We start from the raw sequence: 23439 nt of genomic DNA on the forward strand, positions 1-23439 counted from the left end.
GCGGGACCCGCCACCGCCTCAGTTTTATGCTTTTAGTCCCATTCCTATTTGCTTCTTTTTAGGCACTGATAAGCTTTTTCGCTGAAACAATCTCGGGAAATTCTTTGTCATGATCTTAAATGCCGCCGTGCCTAACGAGTTCAGCGCCCTGCGCGTGATCACGTTGGCAACCGACCCTGCGTGTGTCTTGCGCCTCGCCTCTGCGTTGGGTGGCATGGGGGTCACGCCGCTGGCCACGGTCGCCTCGTTGGAGGCGCTGCAGGCGTGGTTAAGCGCGCACCGCGTGGACATCATCGTGTGCGAAATCCGCTCCGAGTGTGGCGATGGCTTGATGTTGCCAAGTGTGCTCAAAGCACTGCATGACGCGGGTACGTTAATGCAGTTTCCGAGTATTTTCTGGACCGGCGAAACCACCCTGAATGTGCAGGAAAATTTGATCGAAGCAACAGTTACACCGGCGTGCGAAGCGCCCGCTAAGCAGTTGTGGGTCAAGCACATGGGCGGCGTAGCCATCAGCGCACTGGAATCCCATTCGCGCCTGGCGCAGTCGGCGGGAATCAGCGTGCAGATCTTGCGTGACGGTGGCCCGCTGGAGCTGGGCGATGCCTTGCGCACGGTGCTGCTGACCCTCGCTCAACCGGACCCCAAGCTGCAGGCCATGACGTTTGAGTCGCTGGCTGAGGATGAAGTCATCAACGCCCTGACCACCGGCGAGGGATTGCGCTTTGTCTTTCAGCCACAGTTCGAGTTGCTGAGCCGGCGCATCGTCGGCGCTGAGGCGTTGGTGCGCTGGAAGCACCCGCGCTTTGGTGAAATTCCGCCTGCGGTGTTGATGCCGCTGGTCAACCGTCTCGGCCTGGACCTGTTGCTGTTCAGCCTGGTGGAGATGTGGACTCTGCGCGTGATGCTAGCGTTAAAGCGCGAAAACATTACGATCCCTATCGCGGTGAATGCGTCGGCCAAGACCCTGTGCACCCCCAATTTTGCCGAGCGCCTGGCCTTGCGCATGCGCCAGGCAGATCTGCCGAGCCGCTTGCTGAAAGTCGAACTGACCGAAGATGTGCAGGAGCCGGATGAGCTGCATCTTTCGGCGTCATTGACGACTATTCGCGCCAAGGGTTTTCAGGTTTCGCTGGATGACTTCGGCAGCGGCGCAGCCACTTTCAAGCTGTTGGCGAACCTGTCGTTTGATGAAATGAAAATCGACGGCTCGTTTGTGCGCGGTGTCGAGCAGCACGCCTCGTCACGCAAGGTGATCGCAGGCATTGTGAACTGGGCAGGTCTGCTTAACCTGAGCCTGGTGGCGGAGGGGATCGAGGACGAGTCCACGATCCCCCTGCTGCACCGCCTGGGTTGCCGGGTAGGGCAGGGCTATGCGCTGGCGCGCCCGATGGAAATAGACGCCTTCTTGAACTTTGTGATTGAGCGGGAAAAGAACGGCTGAGGCTGTAAAGTTTGGCGGGCAGGTAAGTATTGGAACTTGATGTGTGTAGGTCAGCTCTTGGTTTTTAGGAGTTTTCTTATATTAAGTTTTTCGCAGATCTATTAAGTTTTATACCGTTGTTATTGTGAAGAATTGGCGCATTTTTTAACTGCGATGGTGAGCCTGTGCGCGTTAAGTTATAGGGAGTGAGCGTGTGGCGTGTGATGTTCAGTTGCACGGATGTAATTGATGAAATGGATGAGTCTGAGAGGACCTTAACTTATTCAGAGTGAGGCAGCGCTGTTGTCCATTTTTTTGCACGCTATACAGAGTGTTCCGTCATTTATGAAACGCCTACAAATTGCTTTGCTGGATGATCATGCAATCGTGCGGCATGGTTTGGTCAATCGGTTGGTACAGGAACCTGATTTTGAAGTGGTGGGGGTCTACGCTCGCAGTCGTGAGTTGATGGCCGGCCTGCTGACACACCCGGCCGAGGTGTTGTTGCTCGATTTTGTGCTCGGCCCTCATGAGCTGGATGGCATCCTGCTGATCCGTGCTCTGCGGGTAAAGTACCCGGGCTGCCGAATCCTGGTGTTTTCCACTCACCATGACGCGGCCACGGTGATTCTTGCCCTGCGCGTCGGTGCCCGTGGGTTTATCGGCAAGGGTGAAGACATGAGCCAATTGATCAGCGCAGTGCGGCTGGTGGCCTCGGGCGCTGTCTACCTGAGTGCTGACATGGCCTATCGGGTGGCCGAAGCCACGGCGGTCAACTATGACGGTGAGGAGCAATCACGCGATGACGCGATGCGTTTTGTCAGCTTGTCTGCGCGGGAGCAAGAGGTGATCCGCTGTTACCTGTCGGGCATGACCATCACCGAAATTGCTGAAAAATTCAGCCGCAGTATCAAGACCATCAGTTCGCAAAAGGCCTCGGCTTTTCGCAAGTTGGGCGTGATGTCCAACAACGAGCTGTTTCGGATCAAGCACATCATCGAGAGTGTTTAACGCTAAACGCAGGCCACGCCGACGCGCGCAAAAACAGCGGTAGGCGGGCGTGCCCTTTGGCGGTTGTTGCATATACTCCTTGAAGTGCCGTAATAGCTGTCCCTGTTGTTTGACCGCGCCACCTAAGCGGGGCCAAGTGGGTTCGAATACGATGAAACCTGTACGCATTGCTCTATTGGACGACCACGCTGTTGTTCGGCATGGGCTCGCCAACACCTTGGCGGCCGAGGCCAACTTTGACGTGGTTGGCATTTATGAAAAAAGCCGCGACTTGCTCGCCGGCCTGGTCAGCGCTCCGGCTGACCTGCTGCTGCTGGATTTCTCCCTGAGCCCCGACGAGATGGATGGCGTATCGCTGATCCGCGCCTTGCGGGTCAAGTTTCCCAGTTGCCAGATCCTGGTGTTGTCCGCCCATCATGACCCGGCTACCGTGGCCCTGGCCATGCGGGTCGGTGCCCGTGGCTTTGTTGGCAAGGGCGAGGACATGACGCAAGTGGTCAAGGCCATTCGCAAGGTGGTCTCCGGCGCGGTGTACCTGAGCACCGACATGACGTATCGCCTGGCGGAAACCGTCACCAGCGAGACGCGCAAAGACCCCAGCGAAGCCTCGGATGCCCTGGTCCAGGCCGAGCTGACCAGCCGTGAGCAGGAGGTGATCCGCTGCTATCTGGCGGGCATGACCGTGAGTGAAATCGCAGAAAAATTCAATCGCAGCATCAAGACCATCAGCACCCAGAAAACCTCAGCGTTTCGCAAATTGGGGGTCACCTCGAACAATGAACTGTTCAAACTCAATAAAATCATCGGCTCACCATGAGGCGATGGCGACCGGGTGCCCTCTTATTCATGTTGCTGATGCTGGATGCCGCGCTTGCCTGTGCGGCGCCGGTTGAGCTGACGGAGCAGGAGCGGCTGTGGATAGCGCAGCATCCGGTCCTTCGAGTGGGGGTGATGGAAAACCTGGTCCCCTTCGAGTACATGAGTAATGGCGTGCTGCAAGGGCGGCCGGTGCAGTACCTGCAATATGTGCGCGATGCCACGGGGCTTGAATTCACCTATGTGCCGGTCAAGACCCGGGCTGCACGTGAGCGCATGCTGTTGGATGGCCAGGTAGACCTGCTGTCTTCGCACTTTCGCTTTCGTGACGAGCCGCCTATCGAGGATCTTACCGCGCTGGTCTACGACACTACCGTGCCGATCATCGTGACCCGTGTCGACGACGCCGATATTTTTGACCTTGACCAGCTACAAGATAAAACGGTCGTGATCCCCGATGTGGAGTATTACGAGCAGTTGCTCAGAAAAAGGGCACCCCGAGCCACTCTGATCAAAAGCCCCCAGGCCTTGGCCATGCTGAACACCCTCCGGGACGGTGGTGCCGATGCAGTCGTGGCCTCCGAAGCCTTCTTGATGCCCTATTTGTATCGACAGTTTCAGGGCGTGCTGGAAATTTCTGGCGTGGTGGGCAGCAGCATGTTGGATGTGAACATGGCGGTGCGCACCGATAACGCCATACTGGCCTCGATCATTGGCAAAGCCCTAGGCTCGATCAGCCCCTCACAACAGAATGCGATGTACGAGCATTGGTACCGGGACCTGGAGGTAGATGCGCCGACCCTGTGGGACATCGCCAGCCATTACTTGCATCTTTTGATCCTGGGCATGTTGGCGTTGATTGGCTTGTGTGTGCTGGTCTATCGCGGTTACCGCCAGCAGCGGCAGGCCGAGCGGAACGAGCAGGAAAAAACCATGTTCCTGGCGGTGATGGGTCACGAAATACGCTCGCCAATGAACGCCGTGCTGGCGGCCATGGAGCTGCTGTGGCACACCCGACTCAATGACCAGCAGCGCCACTTCGCGCACTTGGCCAACAGCGGCGCCAATATGCTGGTGCGCTTGCTCGATGATGTGCTGCACCGGCCGGATTCAGGGGCCAAGGCGTTACGTCTGACACTTGAGGCGACGGATGTCATCGCGCTGGTGCATGGCGTAGTGGGCTTGCATCGCCTGCGTGCGGGGGAAAAACACTTGAGTCTGAATGTGAGCGTGCAGACACCCCTGCCGTCGTTGTGGCTTGACCGTTCGCGGCTGACGCAGGTGTTTCATAACCTGTTGTCCAACGCCATCAAGTTCACCGATACCGGCGCTGTTGACATCACCCTGCGCCTGGAAGACTTGCTGGACGGTAAGCATCAGTTGCAGGTTGAAGTCCGCGACACCGGCATCGGTATGGGCGAAGCGGTGCAGGCCTCTTTGTTCCGGCCTTATGCCCAGGCGAGTCAGTCCTACAAGCGTGCGGGAGGCAGCGGCCTGGGGCTGATGATATGTCGGCAATTGGTCGATTTGATGCAAGGCTCGCTGACCCTGCGCAGCGAGCCGGGAGTGGGGACGTGTATCAACCTGTACTTGCCCGCAACCCTTGCCCCTGAGGCCGCTGAACCGACGCGAGCCCCAGCCCCAATGCCTTTGCATGTCACCGATGGTTTGCAGCTGCTGGTGGTGGAAGACACCCTGGCCAACCAGGAAGTGCTGCGGGCGCAAATCAGCGGGTTTGGTTGTGTGCCAGTGATTGCCGCCGATGCGGCCCAGGCCCGCGTGCGGTTCGCTGAGCGCGCTTACGCGTTGGTATTGATGGACTGCGACCTGCCGGATCAGGACGGCTACAGCCTGGTCTGCGAACTGCGGGCGCTCGAACAGCAATGGGGGCGAGCGCGCTGCCCGATCATTGCCATTTCCGCCTTGACCGGCGAGCAGCACCTTCAACGCTGCCTGGCGGCGGGCATGGATGGGGCGTTGAGCAAGCCCATACGTCTGGGGCAGTTGAGTGACGTGATCGAGCAGTGGTGCGGCGTCACGTTGGCGGCACCGCGTGCCAGCTTAATGGCCCCGACACTTGATCAGGCCGCTATCAACCGTGAGATGGCGGCCGACCTGGGGAGCCTGCTCAGGGCGATGGCGCTCTGTGATCGCCCTTCGGCCATCCATGTTGCCCATCGGTTACACGGCGCGGCACTGATCATCGAATGGCCGGCCCTGGCCCAGGCGGCCGCGCACATGGAGAACCTGTTGCGGGCAGAGGAGGGCTGGGGCAACCCGGTTTACGTGCACACGCTTCAGGCGTTGGTTCAGCACTGGCGTGCCGTGAGCGAGGAGACCCCGCTGGACATGCTGGCCATGGTCGCGCCGCCGCCGATGACGCAACAATGAAGGTTGTACGGTTGCGCCTGCTGCTGGGGTGGTTGCTGCTGGCAAGCGCGGGCCTGGCCGATGCGCAGGCCGACCCGCCGTCGATGACCTTGACCCAGCAAGAGCGTGACTGGATCGCCGCCAACCCCGTGCTGCGTGTCGGTGTGTTCGACAACCTGCTGCCCTTCGAGTACATCAGCGACGGCCAGTTGCGTGGGCTATCGGCCAAGTACCTGGGTTTGATTGCGGCGCGTACGGGCCTGCATTTTCAGTCGGTGGTCACCGGCAATCGTAGCGCCCGCAAGGACATGCTGATCAGCGGCGAGGTGGATATCTTGCCAACCCGGCGCCGCGACGACGATCCGGTCAAGGACCTGGGCATGCGCTATACGACGCCCTACAACACCAGTTCCACCATCCTCGTCAGCCGCTTTGGCCAACAGCCATTCGTGGACCTGGAACAACTTGCCGGCAAACGCCTGGTGATGTTGGGGCGCGAGGGGTATCAGGCGTTTTTGCAGCAGAAAGTCCCCGGCATAACGGTGATCTCCGGCCAGAACGCTGTCGACATCATGGCGATGGTCAAGGACGGTCGGGCGGATGCCGCCATCGCCTCTGAATGGTTACTGATCCCCTATCTTTCCCGGCAGTATCAGGGGGTGTTGCAAGTATCCGGGGTGGTGCCGCAATTGCACACAGGCGTGAGCATGGCGGTGCGTGACAGCGACGCGATCCTGTTGTCGATCCTGGAAAAAGTGCTGGGGTCCATCAGCAACGATGAGCGCAAAGCGATCTATGACGCCTGGTTCGATGACATGAACCTGGACATTCCGACGATCAAGGACATCGCCGAGCATTTCCAGGGTGAGTTGTGGCTGTTGCTGTCGGTGGTGCTGCTGTTGATCGCGTTCGCCTGGCAAAGCCGTCGTCAGCGCCGCCAGGCCGTGCAGAGCGAGCGGGAAAAGGCGATGTTTTTGGCGGTGGTCAGCCATGAAGTGCGTTCGCCGATGAACGCGGTGCTGGCGGCTATCGAGTTGTTGGAGCACACACCGCTGGACGAACAGCAGCGCCACTTCACTCAATTGGCCAACAGCGGCGCCAATACCTTGCTGCGGCTGGTGGATGACGTGCTGGACATTTCCAGGATGGAGGCCGGGGAACTGACCCTGACCCTGGAGCCTGTGGACCTCTGGGCCTTAGTCCAGCAGGTGGTGGAGGAGTATCGCGCCGGCGCCGAAGAAAAAGGCCTGTTGCTGACATTGAGTGGTGAACGCCCCAGCGGCCCCTTGATGCTGGAGGGCATGCGCTTGAGTCAGGTGCTGCGCAACCTGATCTCCAATGCGGTCAAGTTCACTGAGGTAGGCGGGGTGGAGGTGCAGCTCAAGGTGGTTGAATGGCCAGAGGTTCCTGTGCCGCACGTGCTGATCCGCATCATCGACAGCGGCATTGGCTTGTCACAGCAGGCGCAGGCCAGCCTGTTTCGGTCCTATGCACGGGCCAAGCACTCTTACAAACGTACCGGTGGTAGCGGGCTTGGCCTGGTGATTTGCCGTCGCCTCGTGAGGCTGATGTCGGGTGAGCTGACCCTCAACAGCACCCAAGGCGTGGGTACTGAGGTTGAAGTCAAACTGTCTGTCGAGTGGGCCAAGACCCTGGATATACCCCAGGCTGAAGCGGCGCAGGCCCAAGTGGAGGGTAACGGTGTACACGTGTTGGTGGTGCAGGCGCCTGTGACCGGCCAACAGACACTGCCTGCACACCTGCAAGCGCTGGGTTGTAGGGTGTTGCTGGCGGTTGATGGCGCCCAAGGGTTGACGCTATTCAATGTGCGACGGGTCGATATGGTATTGATCGATTGCGACTTGCCAAACAGTGAAATCGAGCCGCTGGCGGGCGCCTTTCGTGAGTTGGAGCAGGTGTTGCAGCGTGCCCATTGTCCGCTTGTAGCTGTCGCGGGCTTCAGCGATAACGAGCACCTTGAGCGTTGTTTTGATGCGGGGCTCGACGGGGTGCTGGTCAAGCCGGTTACACCGGCCAAGTTGCAGCAGATGATCGAGCTTTGGTGTGACATGCCGCAAGGTCCGCTGCCGGCAATGCCCAAGGAAGAGCCAGAGGAGGAGTCGCATATCCTGCGCACGGCCTTCAACGACTTGATCGAGGCACTGGCCTTGCGCGAGCGAAGCCAAGCGTTGCAGGCAGTTCAGCGTCTGCACGAGGCGGCGCTGGGGCTGGAGCGGGACGACCTGGTGGGCACTGTCGAAAGCCTGGGGCGGCTATTGCGCGATGAGCGTGACTGGCCAGCGCAGCAGATTGCCGAGCGTCTCAGCGTGCTGCTTGGTCAAAGGCCTGCGCCAGCATAGCCTCGTTGCTGTACCCGCTCGTTCTCACAGGTGGGGCTTGCCTTAATGCCGTTCAGTTAAGCGTATATCGCCCTCTGTAGGAGCGAGCTTGCTCGCGAAAAACGTCAACGATAATGTGTGCTTCCTGAATGAGCGCGGCGCCTGTGAGTTTTTCGCGAGCAAGCTCGCTCCTACAAAATGCCTTAACTGAACGGCATTAGAGCTTGCCTGCGATAGCCATGGGTATCTATACAACTCTGTAGCGCTCAATGGTAACCACGATGCGAAGCGAGCCGCTCAGGCGGCCCCCAAATCACTGGCGGATTACGGGCACACCGCGCCTGGGCGAGGTGCCGAGTGGTGGGGCAAGAGCGTTTTGCTTGCTTTTGCGCTGTTCAAAAGGGAGCCGCCGTCAGGGCGGAACCCTAGGTGGCCGTTACCGCAGGAACGGATATGTACCCAATCCAACTGTGTTGACTGTCAGGTCGCCTTCGCGAGCAAGCCCGCTCCCACAGTTGGATCGCGGGGCGCCAGGTAAATAAGCGTCGGCTGTCAGGCCGCCACGGGTCCAGCCTAACCTCGAAGTTGTGTAGATGCTTAGGCTGCGATAACGGTGGGTCAATCAACATCTGATGATCAGAATAACGATGACCCATTATATAAGCTGGATTTAAATATACCGTTCAGGCGCGCTTTTAGGACCACTCCTATAGACGCTTTGTCTGTTGGCTTATTAAAGCCAGCCCACTATGGTGGGGGGCTTTGTTTGTTGCTTTTAATCGCCTGTTTATAAGGTAATTTGCCCGGGTTATTTGTTTTTCAGAGCACTCCTATTTTGAAAATTAAGTGCGCTGCTTACACTTCACTTCGCAACAACGCAGAAGTATTTCCCGTCCAGGGAACTTCAAAACTTAATCAAGTCTATCGTGCTCTCGGAGTTACTCATGAATTACAAAGCTCGCGCCCTCGCTGTACTGGTCGCTGCCACCGTCTCTTCTGCTGCCATGGCTTCGGACGGCAAAATTGATTTCAACGGTGAGCTGAAAGCCGAAACCTGCCAAGTGGCCGTCAATGGTGCAGCAGCTTCCGGCGCGACCACCGTCACCTTGCCAACCATCTCCACCGCTTCCTTGGCTTCCGCCGGGCAAGTAGCTGGCCAGACCGGTTTCAACATCGAACTGAGCAAGTGCTCTGCTGCGATCAAAACCGCGGCGGCGTTCTTTGAGTCGGGCGGTGGTGTTGATCCGGCCAGCGGTAATGTGAAGAACATCAGCGGTTCAGCCACCAAGGTTCAACTGCAGTTGGTGGATGCCACCAATGGCAACGCGATCAAGGCCGGCAACACGTCTCAGGTTACCTCCACCAGCCGCGTAACTGTTGACCCAACTGCCCTGACCGCTGTGCTGCCGTACGCCGTTCAGTACTACGCCCAGTCGGCTACCACGCCGGGCACCGTTGTGGGCTCCGTGACTTACTCCATCAATTATCAGTAAGTCGCAGGCTTTGGACACACGCCCTGCTCGGTATTGAAGGGCGTGCATCCAGACGGTAAAGGGATTGCTCTATGTCGTGCACACGTGCATTCAAACCACTGCTGCTGATCGGCCTGGCCACACTGATGTGTTCCCATGCATTCGCTGCAGTGGTGATTACCGGTACGCGCCTGGTCTATCCGGCGGACCAGAAAGAAATCACCGTAAAACTGAACAATAACGGCACGTTGCCCGCACTGGTCCAATCATGGATCGACACCGGCAGCGTCGAATCGACACCCACCAGCTCCAAGGCGCCGTTCCTATTGTCGCCCCCGGTGGCGCGCATTGACCCGACCAAGGGCCAAAGCTTGCGAGTGCTCTTTACCGGCGCGCCTTTGGCGCAGGACAAAGAGTCGGTGTTCTGGCTCAACGTTCTCGAAATCCCGCCCAAACCCGAGGCGGGTGCAGACCTTAATACGCTGCAAATGGCTTTCCGTTCGCGCATCAAGCTGTTCTATCGCCCGGTCGGCTTGCCTGGAAATCCCAATGAGGCGGTTGAGCAGGTGCAGTGGCAATTGGTTACGGCACGCGATGGCCAAGGCCTGGCGCTGAAGGCGTACAACCCGTCGGCGTTCCACGTCTCGCTGATCGAGTTGGACCTGGTGGCGGGTAACCAACGCTATCGCAGTGAGGACGGCATGGTCGGCCCTGGAGAAACCCGGCAGTTCGCGCTGCCCACGCTCAAGGCCAGGCCGTCGAGCCAGGCCCAGGTGGAATTCAGCGCCATCAACGATTACGGCGCGTTGGTCCCGACCCACAACACGCTGCAGCCCTGATCCATTCCTGACGTTTTTACCCGCGAGTCATCTATGTCGACCTTTTCTTGCTCCAGGCTTTTTCTGCGGGCGCGGCCTCGCTTCGCCTTGAATCCGCTCACTGCCCTGATCCTCAAGGCATTGGCCATTGCTCCAGGCGTGTGGGGCATGCAAGGCGCACTGGCGCAAGAAGTGCAGTTTAATGACGCCTTCCTGCCCGAAGACTCGCGCAATCTTGACCTGAGTGCCTACCAGGCCGGCAACCCGGTGATGCCAGGCCAATACCGAGCCGACATCATCCTCAACGGGCAACTGAACAACCGGCAGGATATTCGCATTGACGCCCAGGCCGACGGCAGCAAGCCGGTGGTGTGTATGAACCGTGGCTTGCTTGAGCGCCAGGGTGTGCAAATGGCCAGCCTTACGCCCGAGGCCAGCACGATGCTCGACAGTCAGGCGTGCCCGGCAGTGGGGCAGGTAATCCCTGGCGCTACCGCGAACTTCTCCCCAGAGAACCAGGCGCTGGACTTGAGCATTCCCCAGGTGGCGCTCAAGCGTAATGCGCGGGGTTACGTCAGCCCGCAGTTGTGGGACCGTGGCGTGACGGCCGCCATGCTCAGCTACAACTTCAACGCCAATCGTAACCGCACCCGCAGTGGCAACTCCGATTCGGCGTTCATGGGCCTCAACGCGGGCCTGAACCTGGGGGACTGGCGCCTGCGCCACAACGCGTCCATGAGCTGGCAGTCACGTTTGGGCAGCCGGTACCAGGCTCTGGACACATACGCCCAGCGTGATATCACCGCGTTGAAAAGCCAACTGACGGTGGGTGAGTCCAACACCACCGGCGAGATCTTCGACACCTTGTCCTACCGCGGTGTGCAACTGTCCACTGACGACCGCATGCTGCCCGATTCGATGCGCGGGTATGCGCCGGTCATCCGGGGTATTGCCCGCACCAATGCGCGGGTAACCATTCGCCAGGCCGGCAATATCTTGCTGGAAACCACCGTGGCGCCCGGCGCGTTCGTGATCGATGACCTGTACTCCACCGGCTATGGTGGCGACCTCAGCGTGAGCGTGGCCGAAGCCGACGGCACTGAGCAGAACTTTATCGTGCCCTACGCCTCGGTCAGCCAGTTGCTGCGCCCCGGCACCTCGCGGTTCAGCCTCACTGCGGGTGAAACCCGCAACAACTTCGTCGACGATCAGGCGCGCCTGCTGCAAGGGACTGTGCAGTACGGCTTGAACAATGCCTTCACCGGTTTTGCCGGTCTGCAATCGAGCGATGACTACACGGCGGTGCTCACCGGCCTGGCGTTCGGCACACCCATCGGTGCGATGGCCGTGGACATCACGCACGCCCAGACCGACCTGGCCGGCGGCGCTGCCAAGGGCCAGAGCATGCGGGTGTCGTACAGCAAGAATGTGCTCAGTACCGGCAGTAACTTCTCGCTGGCAGCCTATCGGTTTTCCACTCAGGACTACCTGGATTTCAGCAACGCCATCCAACTGCTGGATGCCGAGAAAAATGGCTGGGATTCGAGCATGTTCGGTCGCCCGCGCAGCCGTTTTTCGGTGACCGCCGACCAGAACCTTGGGGCTTGGGGGCAAGTCTCCATCAGCGGTTACGCGCAAAACTACTGGAATCAGCCGGGCAGTGATGTGCAGTACCAGTTCAGCTACAGCAAGCAGTTCAACCGCGTCAGCTTCAGTGTGAATGCCCACCGCAGCCGCATGGGGCTGGGCGACATGGAGAACAGCTTTTTGCTGACCATGAGCATGCCCCTGGATTTCGGCGCGTCGGGTAACACTCCGCAAATAACCGCGCAGGTGGGCCGCGATACCCAAGGCAATTACAGTGAGCAGGCCGGTATCAGCGGCACCGCCGGCCAAGACCGTCAATATGGCTATAGCGCCAATTTCGGCCATGACGGCGCCAACCACAGCAAGAGCGCCGCGCTTAACGGTCAGTACACGGGTGGGCGAGCCATGCTCAGTGCGGCACTGGGGCGTGGCGATGGCTATACCAGCGCCTCGATGGGCGCCAGCGGCACCGTGGTGGCCCATGCAGAGGGCGTGACCATGACGCCGTACCGCGGCGAAACCATGGCGGTGGTCAGTGCGCCGGGTGCCGCGGGCGCCAAGGTTTCGGGGTACCCCGGCCTGACGCTCGACAGTCGCGGCAATGCCGTGGTGCCGTACCTGCGGCCTTATGAGCTGAACGAGGTGGCCATCGACCCGATTGGCAGTTCGCTGGATGTCGAACTCAACGAGACCAGCCAACAAGTCGCCCCACGCGCTGGCGCCGTGGTGCATCTTAAATACACCACTAATCAGGGCCGTGCGGTGCTGCTCAATGTGCGCCTGGACGATGGCAGCAGCTTGCCATTTGGCGCAGGCGTGACCGACGGCGAAGGCGCCTCGGTGGGGATGGTCGGGCAGGGCGGTCTGCTCTATGCCCGGATCAAGCCAGAAACCCGCCAGTTGTTGATCAACTGGGGCAGCAAGACCCATCAACAGTGTGCCCTGATGATTCCTCCCGGCCCCGGCGAGGGCCAGCAATTGCAGCAGGTGGACGCTATTTGCGCCGCCGGCAAACAGGTCGCGGGCAGCACGCCGCCCAACAACATGCAAAAGGTACCGTTATGAACATGGGCGCTTTGATCAAACCCAGCCTAGCGCTGGCGGCACTTTGGGCGATGGCCGATACGGCCATGGCAGTGACCTGTACATATAACAACGGTATCCAGGCCGCAGTGGGCAACATGCCATTGCAGGTCTCGGCGATTACCGTCGGACGTGATGTGCCGGTGGGCGCCGAAGTCTATCGACAGCGCTTCAGCATGGCCTTGGGCCAGGCACCCGAGCTGGACTGCCGGTTTGCTCCGTTTCAACAGTGGACCGAGTTGACGGTCGAGGCGACTTCTGGCTTAGCCAATTGGTCCAGCGGCCCCTATGCCAACAAGGTCTACAGAACCCGAATTCCAGGGCTGGGGGTGGTTATCAATAGTCTCGGCGGCGTGCTGCCCAGGCAAACCAACAAATCCTGGACTGCCTGCACATCGGGCTCTCGCTGCCTGATTCCGTTTGATGGACCTTCGAACTTCGAATTGATACTGATCAAACTAGGGGAAGTAACGCCAGGTGTATTGGCGGGCAGCTCATTGCCGGTCGTGAGCCTGTTTGGCAACTTCGGCGATGCCAGGATGCAGGGTTTCAGGATGGGCATCTCCGGCAGTATCCAGATTGTCTCGCGCACCTGCAGTACGCCGGATGTTTCAGTGCCGATGGGGACGCACTTGACCAATAAGTTCACCGGGCTTAACAGCGCCACAGGGTGGACAGATTTTTCCATCAACTTGAATGATTGCCCGGCGTTCCATGGCACCTATTCCACCACCGGACCTGGCTGGCTTTCGCAAAGTGGTAATTCACCCACCGGCGTTGGCTCCGGCGGAACCCTAGCGGGTAACACCCTGCAATTTCGCATCGACTCCTCGCGCCCGGCGATCAATGCCAGTACGGGCGTGCTGAGCATTGATCCCACAGGCACAGGTAATTCGCCTGCCGCAAGCGGAGTCGGCATCCAAGTAGCGACACTAGACAGTACCCCGGTACCCCTGGGGATGAATCGGGCCAGCGGTATTAACCCACTGTCCTTCGAGTCCAGCTACAACATCCGCTTGCGTGCCCGTTATCTGCAAACCGCCAACCGAGTCACGCCAGGCCCGGCCAATGCGTCGGCGACGTTTACGATTATTTATCAGTGATGAATATGTCACTTATGTTCTGTGCGTTTGGTTTGAAGGGGCAGCCAGGCTGCCCCTCCCACCGTTACTCAAGAACCCGACTTCCGACCGCCGCCATGGCTGTGCTGCCCACCTTTACGGCCGGCTTCCGAGGCTTTTTCACGGTCGTTGGCGAAGTTCCCGCCCGACGCTTGGCCGCCTTTTTTACCGGCTTCGGAGGCTTTTTCGCGATCATTGGCAAAGTTGCCCGGGTTTTTATTACCTGTAGTCATGATAGTTCTCCAGTCGCTAAGTTTGCGTTTCGTTAGTTGGCCGTTTCGCAACGGACACTTATTCCGATATTGGCTTTTTGAAAAATGTTTTACCGATTTTTCTAACCGGCGACGAACGGTAATTTCGCTGAAAAAGTTATACAGAAACTTGGTTGATGCGCCGCTTCGTATAACTTTTATTGCCGGCCAGCGCTTTGATATTAATCAGATCGAAACTGCTGGTTTAGTTAACGGTCCTGCCATTCGTCTTTTTCGTCGCACTCCAAAAAAGGGTGTGGTTCCAACGAGGTTCCTAACCTGTGAACGGGAGCTTTTCAGCCATGAAACACAACCCATCCAACCCACAGTACCGGCCGCTCGAGCATCCAGACGCACCCAATGAAGACGGTTGCGTCATCGGCACTGCCGGGCGCGACGAAGACCCCAACGCGACCACCGATTGGGACCATCCCGACAGCGCCGCAACGCCCGCTGACGCCAGCATCAAGCCCGCCAACGGTACGCCCGGCATCGACGCCGTGCCCGAGTCGGAAAACCACGGCGCCGATTGAGAGAACTGCGCTACAAGTGCCGTTTCGCTTGGCCTGCAGCGCATTACCGCTGGTCGTGAGGCGTCGGTTTATTTTGAAATTTTCCACGCGCAGGCCACTTCCCATGCAAGGTAGGCGCGCATTCCAGCAGGGCGCCTTTTTCCGTAAGCCTGAGGAGATTTGTTCATGTTTCTACATAACAAGCGACTTCAATACACCGTCCGCGTCGCCGAGCCCAATCCGGGCCTGGCCAACCTTTTGCTCGAGCAGTTTGGCGGCGCCCAAGGTGAGTTGGCCGCCGCGTCCCGTTACTTCACCCAAGCCTTGGCGGAAGACGATCCGGGGCGCAAAGATTTGCTGATGGACATCGCCACCGAAGAACTCAGCCATCTGGAGATCGTCGGCTCCATCATCGTCATGCTCAACAAGGGCGCCAAGGGGCGAATGGCCGAAGGCGTGGAAGAGGAGGGCGAGTTGTATCGTGCCCTCAATGGCGCCGGCAATGACTCGCATATCACCAGCCTGCTGTACGGGGCGGGTTCGCCTTTGACCAACTCTGCCGGCGTGCCGTGGACCGCCGCCTACATCGACACTATTGGTGAACCCACCGCAGACATGCGCTCGAATATCGCCGCCGAAGCCCGGGCCAAAATTGTCTATGAGCGGTTGATGAACGTCACCGATGACCCGGGTGTAAAAGATGCGCTGGGTTTTTTGATGACGCGGGAAATCGCTCACCAGATATCCTTCGAAAAAGCGCTGCATGCGATCCAGCCGAATTTTCCCCAGGGCAAGTTGCCGGGCAAACCGGAGTTCACCCAGGTGTACTTCAACATGTCCCAAGGCGCGGAGAACCTGCGCGGGCCCTGGAACCAGGGTGACGGTTGGGAGTTTGTGGAAAACCCACAACCGGCGGTCGATGGCGGTGACGGCACCGCCAGCGTGCAGTTGGACGCCGACGATGAAGCGGTGCTGAGCGCGATGAAAATCCGCACGCTCTCGGACCCCACCAGCGACCCCACCACCGGCGCTGACCTGGGGGCGGGCCTCAAGCCCAAGCCCGACCTTTGATTGAGAATAGCCGCACGCTGAAGGGCGTGCGGTGCTTTCGACTTTCTTGACGAGGACAACGACATGGCAACCCCACAGGAAAACCTGCTCGACTGGCTACGTGATGCCCATGCGATGGAGCAACAGGCCGAGAAAATGCTCAAGGCACAGTCCGAGCGCCTGGAGAATTACCCCCAACTCAAGGCGCGAATCGACGAGCACATTGAGGAAACCCTTGGGCAGCAGCAACTGATTGACGAATGCCTGACGCGTTTGGGAGGCAGTGCCTCGACCCTTAAAGACGTGGGCGGCAAGCTGATGGCTTTCGGTCAGGCGGTCGGTGGCTCGCTGATGAGTGACGAGGTGATCAAGGGCGCGATGGCCGGCTACGTGTTTGAAAATATGGAAGTGGCCAGCTACACGGTGCTCATCGCGGCCGCGAAGGCAGCGGGTGACGCCGAGACACAAGCGGCGTGCGAAAAGATTCTACCCCAGGAAGTCGCCATGGCTCAGTGGTTGCTCGAGCACTTGCCAGAGCTTACGCAAGCGTTTTTGCAACGCTCTGAGGCGCCTGACACACAAGCCAAGCGTTAATGACACGTGCGGTGCCCTTGGGGGGCGCCGCGTCCGCTCGGCACAAGATGGCACTGCGCAGCGTTTTCACGGTCCATGGAACACGTACCACGTATCTGGAGGTGAACCTTGGCGACAAAGAAGAAGCCTGTGGTCGACGGTATGGAATTGGCAATGCTGTCTGCCAGCCGCAAAGACCTGTTCTTTGCGGCCATGCAAGCCAGCCACAGTGCAATGATCGTGACCGACCCCGCGGGGCCTGATAATCCGATCATCTTTGCCAACCAGGCGTTCCTGACCCTGACAGGCTTTGAACTGGACGAAGTGATCGGACGTAATTGCAGGTTCTTGCAGGGGCCTCAAACCGACAAAAACGCGCTGCACCAGGTGCAGCGCGCGGTTGAGCAGCACCATGAGGCCTGTGTCGAGGTGCTCAACTACCGCAAGGATGGCTCGACCTTCTGGAACGAGCTGTTCATTTCGCCGTTGTTCAACGAACGTGGGCAACTGGTGTATTTTTTCGCATCGCAGCTGGACGTGAGCCGGCGTCACGATGCCGAACAGCGCGTGCGTCGCGCACAAGACCTGGAAGCGCTGGGGCAACTGACCGGTGGCATTGCCCATGACTTCAATAACCTGCTGCAAGTGATGATGGGTTATCTCGACTTGATCCAGCAGAGCGCCAAGCGCCCCGGTAGCGATCCGCAGCGCATCGTCAACAGTGCCAGCCGTGCCAGAGCAGCGGCGGAAAAAGCTCAGACCCTGACCCAGCAGTTGCTGGCGTTTTCGCGCAAGCAACGGCTCGACAGTCGGGTGATCAACTTGAACAGCTTGCTCAGCCGCCCCGAATTCATGGCACGTGCGCTGCAGGGCGTCGAGTTGCATGTAGAACTTGCCGAAGATCTGTGGAACTGCCGCATCGACCCTGTCCAGGCGGAGCTGGCAGTGCAGCACCTGTTATCCAATGCCCAGGATGCTTTGCGCGGGCGTGCGGACCCAGCGGTAACCGTCCAGACCTGCAACGTCCAGGTACCGGGCGATGTCGGTGCCGAGCGTGATGGGTTGACCGAGGGCTGTTACGTGAGTATTTCGGTCTCGGATAACGGCAACGGCATCGACGCAGGTATTCAGGACAAAGTCATGCAGCCGTTCTTCACCACCAAGGAAGAAGGCCAGGGCTCGGGCCTGGGGTTGTCGATGGTGTACGGCTTCGTCAAGCAATCGGGCGGCACGGCGCGGATTCATTCAGACCCGGGCATCGGTACGACGATTCGCTTGTACTTTCCTGCAGATGACAGCCAGCTGTGGGTCGAGCAGCCCCCCACAGCCATCTCACCGCAAGGTAACGAACGCATCCTGATCGTGGAGGACCGGCCCGAGGTGGCCGAGTTGGCGCAGGTCATTCTGTCTGACTACGGTTACCACACGGACATCGCCCTCAATGCCGCCGAGGCGTTGGGCATGCTCAAGCAGGCGACGTATGACCTGGTGTTCAGTGACTTGATCATGCCCGGCGCGATGAATGGCGCAGCGTTGGCGCGGGAGGTGTCGCGCTCGTATCCGCACATTAGGATCTTGCTGACCACCGGCTATGCGAAAGACGCGCTGGCCCGCGCGGAGATAGAGGTGCATGAGTTCGAGTTGATTCCCAAGCCGTATCAGCCTGCTGAGTTGCCGCGCAAAATCCGGGCTGTGCTCGATGCCTGATCGAGCAGGCCACTGTGCCCAAAATGTGGGAGCGGGCTTGCCCCAATGCCAGTCAGTTAAGCGCAATCCCCTGTGGGAGCTGGCTTGCCTGCGATAGCGGCGGGTCAGTCAACATCAATGTTGGGTGGGCCGACGTCTTCGCGGGCAAGCCAGCTCCCACAGTTGATCTTCGTTGCTTTGAGCATTGCATCCCTCGAGGGCGCCGCCCACAAAGCTACCTCAGCACCGCCAGCGCCAGGTCAAGCGCCAGCACCAACACAATCGAAAACCCGAATATCCTGCGTGCCCAGCCGGTCGGGTCAGCGAGGCGTGTACCGCTGGCCGCGAGGGTTAGCCAATAACTCCCCAGCCCGAGCATCACCACAAAATACAACGCCGCCATCTGCGCCACCGCGCCTAGCATCAGGGCGCTGGCGAGGAAGGCCAGCATGTACGCCTGGATCTGCCGATGGGCTTGGGCCAGGCTCAACAGCGGCAGGCCTGCGGCGCGGAAATCCTCGCGGCGCATCACGGTGATGGCGTGTGAATGCGGCATCTGCCAACAACAGAACACCGCGATCAGTAGCATGGCCGTGAGGTCAAACCGCCCGGTGACCGCGCAATAGCCGATCACCGGCGGCATCGCCCCAGAGAGGCTGCCAATCAAGGTGGCCCAGTGGGAGCGTCGCTTGAGCCAGTAGGTGTAGACCCCCGCATAGATCACCAGCCCGACCATTGCCAGCCCACACGCCAGCGCATTGCTGCCGCCCCACAGCAAGCCAAAACCGCAGGCGCCCAGGACGATCCCATAGCCTGCGGCAGTGGACACCCTGATGATGCGCAGTGCCAATGGCCGATGACAGGTGCGCACCATGCGCCGGTCGATGTCGCGGTCAATGCAGTTGTTGATGACACAACCGCACCCGATCACCAGGGCGGTGCCGAGCAGGGTGGCAAGCCCGTGCGTCACCGAGGCCACATGCCCGCTGGCGGCGAGCAGGTAACCGCCCAGCACCGAGGCCAGGTTACCGACAATAATGCCCGGCTTGGTGAGCTCGATGGCGGTATTGAACAGCCCCCGCCAGTGTTTCAGTGCGCCAGCATGTTGTGATGAATACTGTCCATGATCCATAACGAAAGCCCCACCAACAGAAGAATGATGACCGCCGAGAAAATCAGCGCAATCAGGTTCCAGCGTTGTTCTTCGGCCGTGTCCAGGTGCAGGAAGAACTTGAGGTGGACCACGATTTGTATCGCGCCCAACGCCACTACCAACCAGGCGGTGACGGTGCGCGGCAGTGACGGGAACATCACCAGGGCGAACGGAATCAGGGTGAGCAGTACTGACACCAGGAACCCGACCAGATAGGAGCGACTGCTGCCATGGCTGGTACCGGCACTGCTGTGAAGCGAGCTTTGCTTGTACATGTCACACCACCCCCAACAGATAGACCACGGTAAAGACGCAGATCCACACCACGTCCAAAAAGTGCCAGAACAGGCTCAGGCAACTGAGCCGGGTGGCGTTGGTGCTGGTCAGGCCGCGTTGCTTGACCTGGACCATCAGCACCGCCATCCAGATCAGCCCGGTCAACACGTGCGCGCCGTGGGTGCCCACGAGGGTGAAGAAGGCCGTCAGGAAGCCGCTGCGGTCCGGCCCGTAGCCTTCTTCGATCAGGTGGTGGAATTCGTTGATCTCCATGGCGATAAAGCCCGCGCCCAACACGAACGTGAGCCCCAGCCAGCGCAGCACATCGCGTTGCTTGCCGTGGTTCATGGCGAGCATGGCGTAGCCGTAGGTGATACTGCTCAACAGCAGCAGCATGGTTTCGGCCAGCACATAGGGCAGTTCGAAAATATCCATGCTCGACGGCCCGCCCGCCACGCTGTCGCGCAATACGGCGTAGCCGGCGAACAAGGTCGCGAACAGGATGCAGTCGGTCATCAGGTAGATCCAGAACCCGAACAGGCTCAGGGAACCGGCGTCTTCATGCCCTTGTTCGTGGGTATGGGCAATGTCTTTTTCCATAACGATATTGGACATGGGTCAAGCCTCCGCCAGGTCTTTGAGACGGGCCGTTTCGATGCGCGCGACTTCCTGGGCGGGCACGAAGTAATCGATGTCTTCGTCGTAGCTGCGCACCACGAACGCGACCACCGAGGCCACCAGGCCGAACGCCGCCAACCACCAGATGTGCCACACCAACGCAAAGCTGCAGACCAGCGCAAACAGGCTGATGACCAAGCCCGACGCGGTATTGCGCGGCATATGGATGCTGCGATAGTCGGTGTGGCTCAGGGTGCTGACGCCGCGCTCCTTCATGCCCCAGTACGCGTCCAGGTCATTGACCTTGGGCTGCTCGGCGAAGTTGTACAGCGGCGGGGGAGACGCGGTGGCCCATTCCAGGGTGCGCCCGTCCCACGGATCGCCGGTGCGGTCGCGGTATTGATGACGGTTGCGGATGCTGACAAACAATTGCAAGGCTTGCGCCGCCACGCCGCAGAGGATGATTGCCACCCCCACCAGCTCCAGCAGCAGCCAGGGCCGCCACTCGGGGTTGTCGAAATGATTGAGACGGCGCGTCATGCCCATGAAACCCAGCACGTAGGAGGGCATGAACGCGAAATAAAAGCCCACCAGCCAGCACCAGAAGGCGATGCGGCCCAGCTTGTCGTTCAAGCGGAAACCGAACGCCTTGGGGAACCAATACGTCAGGCCGGCCATATAGCCGAACACCGCACCACCGATGATCACGTTGTGAAAGTGCGCGATCAGGAACAGGCTGTTGTGCAGCAGGAAATCGGCCCCGGGCACCGCCAGCAGCACCCCGGTCATGCCGCCGATGCTGAAGGTCACGATAAAGCCCAGGGTCCACAGCATGGGCGTTTCGAAGCGCACGCGGCCGCGGTACATGGTGAACAACCAGGTGAAGATTTTTACGCCGGTCGGCACCGCGATGATCATCGTCATGATGCCGAAGAACGCGTTGACGTTGCCCCCCGCGCCCATGGTGAAAAAGTGATGCAGCCACACGATGAACGACAACACGGTGATCGCGATGGTCGCCCATACCAGCGACACGTAGCCGAACAGCCGCTTGCTGCTGAAGGTGGCGGCAATCTCGGAAAACACCCCGAACGCGGGCAGGATCAGGATGTACACCTCCGGATGCCCCCAGGCCCAGATGAGGTTCACGTACATCATCGGGTTGCCGCCGGCCTCGTTGGTGAAAAAATGCATGCCCAGATAGCGGTCCAGGGTCAGCATCAGCAGGGTGGCGGTGAGGATCGGGAATGCCGCCAGAATCAGCACCGAGGTGCACAGCGCATTCCAGGTGAACACCGGCATCTTGAACAGCGTCATGCCTTCGGTGCGCATCTTCAGGATGGTGACGAAGAAATTCACCCCCGTGAGCAGCGTGCCGATACCGGATATCTGCAATGACCAGATGTAGTAATCCACGCCGACGCCGGGGCTGTAGCCCAGCTCGGATAACGGCGGATACGCGACCCAGCCGGTGCGCGCGAACTCACCAACCCCCAGCGAAATATTCACCAGCGCCGCACCCACCACGAACAGCCAGAAACTCAGGGCGTTGAGAAACGGATAAGCCACATCGCGAGCGCCGATCTGCAACGGCACGACGATGTTCATCAAACCGACGACGAAGGGCATGGCCATGAAGAAGATCATGATCACGCCGTGGGCGGTGAAGATCTGGTCGTAATGTTCCGGCGGCAGGTAACCCGGCCCGCCGCTGGCGGCCATGGCTTGCTGGGTGCGCATCATGATCGCATCAGAAAACCCGCGCAGCAGCATCACCAGCGCGACGATGATGTACATGCAACCGATCTTCTTGTGGTCCACCGAGGTGAACCACTCGCGCCACAAATAACCCCACTTGCGTTTCCAGGTGATCGAGCCCACCAGCGCCACCCCGATCAGGCCCACGACGGCCAGGGTGTACATCACAATGGGTTCAGTGGTTGGGATCGCGTCCCACGACAGTTTTCCGAACATGGTTACCGCTCCTCAGCCAGCAGACTTGGGTGTTGATCGGTGCGTTGTGCAGCGTCGCTCAATGGCGAGCGCCGGGGTTTATTGGCCTTGTTCATGCCCTCGTATTTATCGACGATGTCCAGGAACAAGCGCTCCTGTACCGCCGAGTAATAGGTCACTGGGTGCTTGAGGGTCGGCTTGGCCAATTGCGCGTAAGTGCTGTGATCCAGAGAGGTGGCCGCGCCCTTGACCTTTGTCACCCAGGTTTGAAAGTCGGCAGTGCTCAGGGACAGCGTGGTGAAATGCATGTCGGAAAAACCGGGGCCGTTGTAGTTGGCGGCAATCCCTCTGAACTCACCGGTTTCGTTGGCGATCAGGTGCAACTTGGTCTGCATGCCGGCCATGGCGTAGATCTGCCCGCCGAGTGCGGGAATAAAGAACGAGGTCATGGCCGCGTCGGAGGTGACGGTGAAACTCACCGGCGTGTGCACCGGCAGGGCCAGTTCGTTGACGCTGGCGATGCCCAGGTCAGGGTAGATAAACAGCCATTTCCAGTCGGTGGCCACCACCTGCACATTGATCGGCGGGGTGTCTGACTCCAGCGGGCGATAGGGGTCGAGTGCGTGGGTGGTCTCCCAGGTCACCCACCCCAGGACGATGATGATCAGCAGGGGAACGCCCCATACCACCGCTTCGATTTTGTGTGAACTGGCCCAGCGGGGGGAGTAACGCGCTTTTTTATTGGTGGCGCGGTAGCGGTAGGCGAAGACAAACATCATCACAATCACCGGAACGACCACCAGCAGCATCAGGCCCGTAGCGAGAATAATCAGGTCGCGCTCATCGGTTGCTACTTGCCCCTTGGGGTTGAATACCACCAGGTTGCAACTGGTGAGTAAGAAGAGGCTGGTGATAGTGACCAGGCAATAACCCATCGCTCGTTTCATGCCTTGCTCCTGTATTGGAAACTTGCGTTTTGCTGTGCCGAATCTGTGCTCGCGCGTTAACTAAGCGAAGCGCTTGTTAACATCAGGAACCATCAGGTGATAAACATTCGGCAATAAGCTGCCGTCAGTAGATAAAGTGCGTCTACTGTCCGGTTCTATTGGCTTTTTCTGCCGCTCTGCAGGGCGCATTTCGCCGCGCTCCCGAACATTTTGAATAGAGCCCGATGGGTTGGTTTAACAATTTGTTTCCTCGCCTGACGAACGGTTTAACAGGCGAAACGGTAAAGGGTTTTTATCGGTGCATGATGGAGGTGGCCTTGCAGAAAGTCTGAATTCTGATTAGGGATTTCAGTCGTTAGTTGATGGCCAACCCCACTAAC

At 59.3% G+C, this 23439-nt stretch carries 19 protein-coding genes; 13 read left to right on the top strand and 6 right to left on the bottom strand.

All coding sequences use genetic code 11. The features are described from left to right. Positions 1 to 109 precede the first annotated feature (109 nt). The 9 genes from ACP7CZ_RS11545 (at position 110) to ACP7CZ_RS11585 (ending at position 14022) form a co-directional block, all read left to right on the top strand. Entirely contained in the window at positions 110 to 1444 is a 1335-nt protein-coding gene (locus ACP7CZ_RS11545) for an EAL domain-containing protein (protein WP_054895709.1), read from the top strand. A gap of 324 nt (positions 1445 to 1768) precedes the next feature. Beyond that, positions 1769 to 2434, top strand: coding sequence for a response regulator transcription factor (locus ACP7CZ_RS11550; RefSeq protein WP_032892352.1), 666 nt, complete (start codon positions 1769 to 1771; stop codon positions 2432 to 2434). 151 nt (positions 2435 to 2585) lie between these two features. After that, entirely contained in the window at positions 2586 to 3251 is a 666-nt protein-coding gene (locus tag ACP7CZ_RS11555; RefSeq protein ID WP_003190442.1) for a response regulator transcription factor, read from the top strand. A gap of 29 nt (positions 3252 to 3280) precedes the next feature. Next, a complete protein-coding gene (locus ACP7CZ_RS11560) occupies positions 3281 to 5641 on the top strand; it encodes an ATP-binding protein (protein ID WP_181124139.1) in 2361 nt (786 codons plus the stop codon). Continuing rightward, positions 5638 to 7980, top strand: a complete 2343-nt coding sequence (locus ACP7CZ_RS11565) for an ATP-binding protein (RefSeq protein WP_294204491.1) — start codon at positions 5638 to 5640, stop codon at positions 7978 to 7980. The genes ACP7CZ_RS11560 and ACP7CZ_RS11565 overlap by 4 nt, the downstream gene beginning before the upstream one ends. 923 nt (positions 7981 to 8903) lie before the next feature. Then, positions 8904 to 9452 carry a fimbrial protein gene (locus ACP7CZ_RS11570; RefSeq protein ID WP_003190448.1) on the top strand — a complete coding sequence of 183 codons (549 nt, stop codon included), beginning with the start codon at positions 8904 to 8906 and terminating at the stop codon, positions 9450 to 9452. 71 nt (positions 9453 to 9523) lie between these two features. Then, positions 9524 to 10270 carry a fimbrial biogenesis chaperone gene (locus tag ACP7CZ_RS11575; RefSeq protein WP_054895706.1) on the top strand — a complete coding sequence of 249 codons (747 nt, stop codon included), beginning with the start codon at positions 9524 to 9526 and terminating at the stop codon, positions 10268 to 10270. 33 nt (positions 10271 to 10303) lie between these two features. Then, positions 10304 to 12901, top strand: coding sequence for a fimbria/pilus outer membrane usher protein (locus ACP7CZ_RS11580; RefSeq protein WP_294204490.1), 2598 nt, complete (start codon positions 10304 to 10306; stop codon positions 12899 to 12901). 2 nt (positions 12902 to 12903) lie between these two features. After that, positions 12904 to 14022, top strand: coding sequence for a fimbrial protein (locus ACP7CZ_RS11585; protein ID WP_229999502.1), 1119 nt, complete (start codon positions 12904 to 12906; stop codon positions 14020 to 14022). Between the two features lie 68 nt (positions 14023 to 14090). Here ACP7CZ_RS11585 and ACP7CZ_RS11590 read toward each other — a convergent pair whose 3' ends face one another. Further along, positions 14091 to 14273: a general stress protein gene (locus ACP7CZ_RS11590; RefSeq protein ID WP_003190457.1), complete on the bottom strand. Its 183-nt coding sequence runs from the start codon at positions 14271 to 14273 to the stop codon at positions 14091 to 14093. Positions 14274 to 14593: 320 nt separating this feature from the next. Between ACP7CZ_RS11590 and ACP7CZ_RS11595 the strand changes: the two genes are divergently transcribed. From ACP7CZ_RS11595 to ACP7CZ_RS11610, 4 genes are all read left to right on the top strand, one after another. Then, positions 14594 to 14824 carry a hypothetical protein gene (locus tag ACP7CZ_RS11595; RefSeq protein ID WP_054895704.1) on the top strand — a complete coding sequence of 77 codons (231 nt, stop codon included), beginning with the start codon at positions 14594 to 14596 and terminating at the stop codon, positions 14822 to 14824. Positions 14825 to 14989: 165 nt separating this feature from the next. Then, complete coding sequence (locus ACP7CZ_RS11600; protein WP_014718025.1) at positions 14990 to 15874, top strand: manganese catalase family protein; 885 nt, start codon at positions 14990 to 14992, stop codon at positions 15872 to 15874. A 63-nt stretch (positions 15875 to 15937) separates the two neighbouring features. Next, on the top strand, positions 15938 to 16447 hold the full coding sequence (locus ACP7CZ_RS11605) for a ferritin-like domain-containing protein (RefSeq protein ID WP_019821478.1): 510 nt from the start codon (positions 15938 to 15940) through the stop codon (positions 16445 to 16447). Between the two features lie 108 nt (positions 16448 to 16555). Then, a complete protein-coding gene (locus ACP7CZ_RS11610) occupies positions 16556 to 18133 on the top strand; it encodes a histidine kinase famiy protein (RefSeq protein ID WP_294204485.1) in 1578 nt (525 codons plus the stop codon). Between the two features lie 214 nt (positions 18134 to 18347). On the opposite strand, the gene cyoE is transcribed toward ACP7CZ_RS11610, so the two are convergent. Genes cyoE through cyoA form a run of 5 tightly spaced genes read right to left on the bottom strand, consistent with a single transcriptional unit; the run spans position 18348 to position 23059 of the window. After that, positions 18348 to 19244 carry a heme o synthase gene (gene cyoE / locus ACP7CZ_RS11615; protein WP_197900733.1) on the bottom strand — a complete coding sequence of 299 codons (897 nt, stop codon included), beginning with the start codon at positions 19242 to 19244 and terminating at the stop codon, positions 18348 to 18350. Further along, positions 19202 to 19540 carry a cytochrome o ubiquinol oxidase subunit IV gene (cyoD, locus tag ACP7CZ_RS11620; RefSeq protein ID WP_034127103.1) on the bottom strand — a complete coding sequence of 113 codons (339 nt, stop codon included), beginning with the start codon at positions 19538 to 19540 and terminating at the stop codon, positions 19202 to 19204. Before cyoD ends, cyoE begins: the two co-directional genes overlap by 43 nt. A 1-nt stretch (position 19541) precedes the next feature. Next, complete coding sequence (locus ACP7CZ_RS11625) at positions 19542 to 20156, bottom strand: cytochrome o ubiquinol oxidase subunit III (RefSeq protein ID WP_034127104.1); 615 nt, start codon at positions 20154 to 20156, stop codon at positions 19542 to 19544. 3 nt (positions 20157 to 20159) lie between these two features. After that, positions 20160 to 22133: a cytochrome o ubiquinol oxidase subunit I gene (gene cyoB, locus ACP7CZ_RS11630; protein WP_089042642.1), complete on the bottom strand. Its 1974-nt coding sequence runs from the start codon at positions 22131 to 22133 to the stop codon at positions 20160 to 20162. Between the two features lie 2 nt (positions 22134 to 22135). Then, the gene (cyoA, locus tag ACP7CZ_RS11635) at positions 22136 to 23059 is read right to left on the bottom strand and encodes a ubiquinol oxidase subunit II (RefSeq protein WP_014718031.1); all 924 of its coding nucleotides are present in this window, start codon (positions 23057 to 23059) and stop codon (positions 22136 to 22138) included. Between the last annotated feature and the right edge of the window lie 380 nt (positions 23060 to 23439).

The organism is Pseudomonas sp. DWP2-2 (assembly GCF_049897065.1).
Lineage (GTDB): Bacteria > Pseudomonadota > Gammaproteobacteria > Pseudomonadales > Pseudomonadaceae > Aquipseudomonas > Aquipseudomonas paracarnis.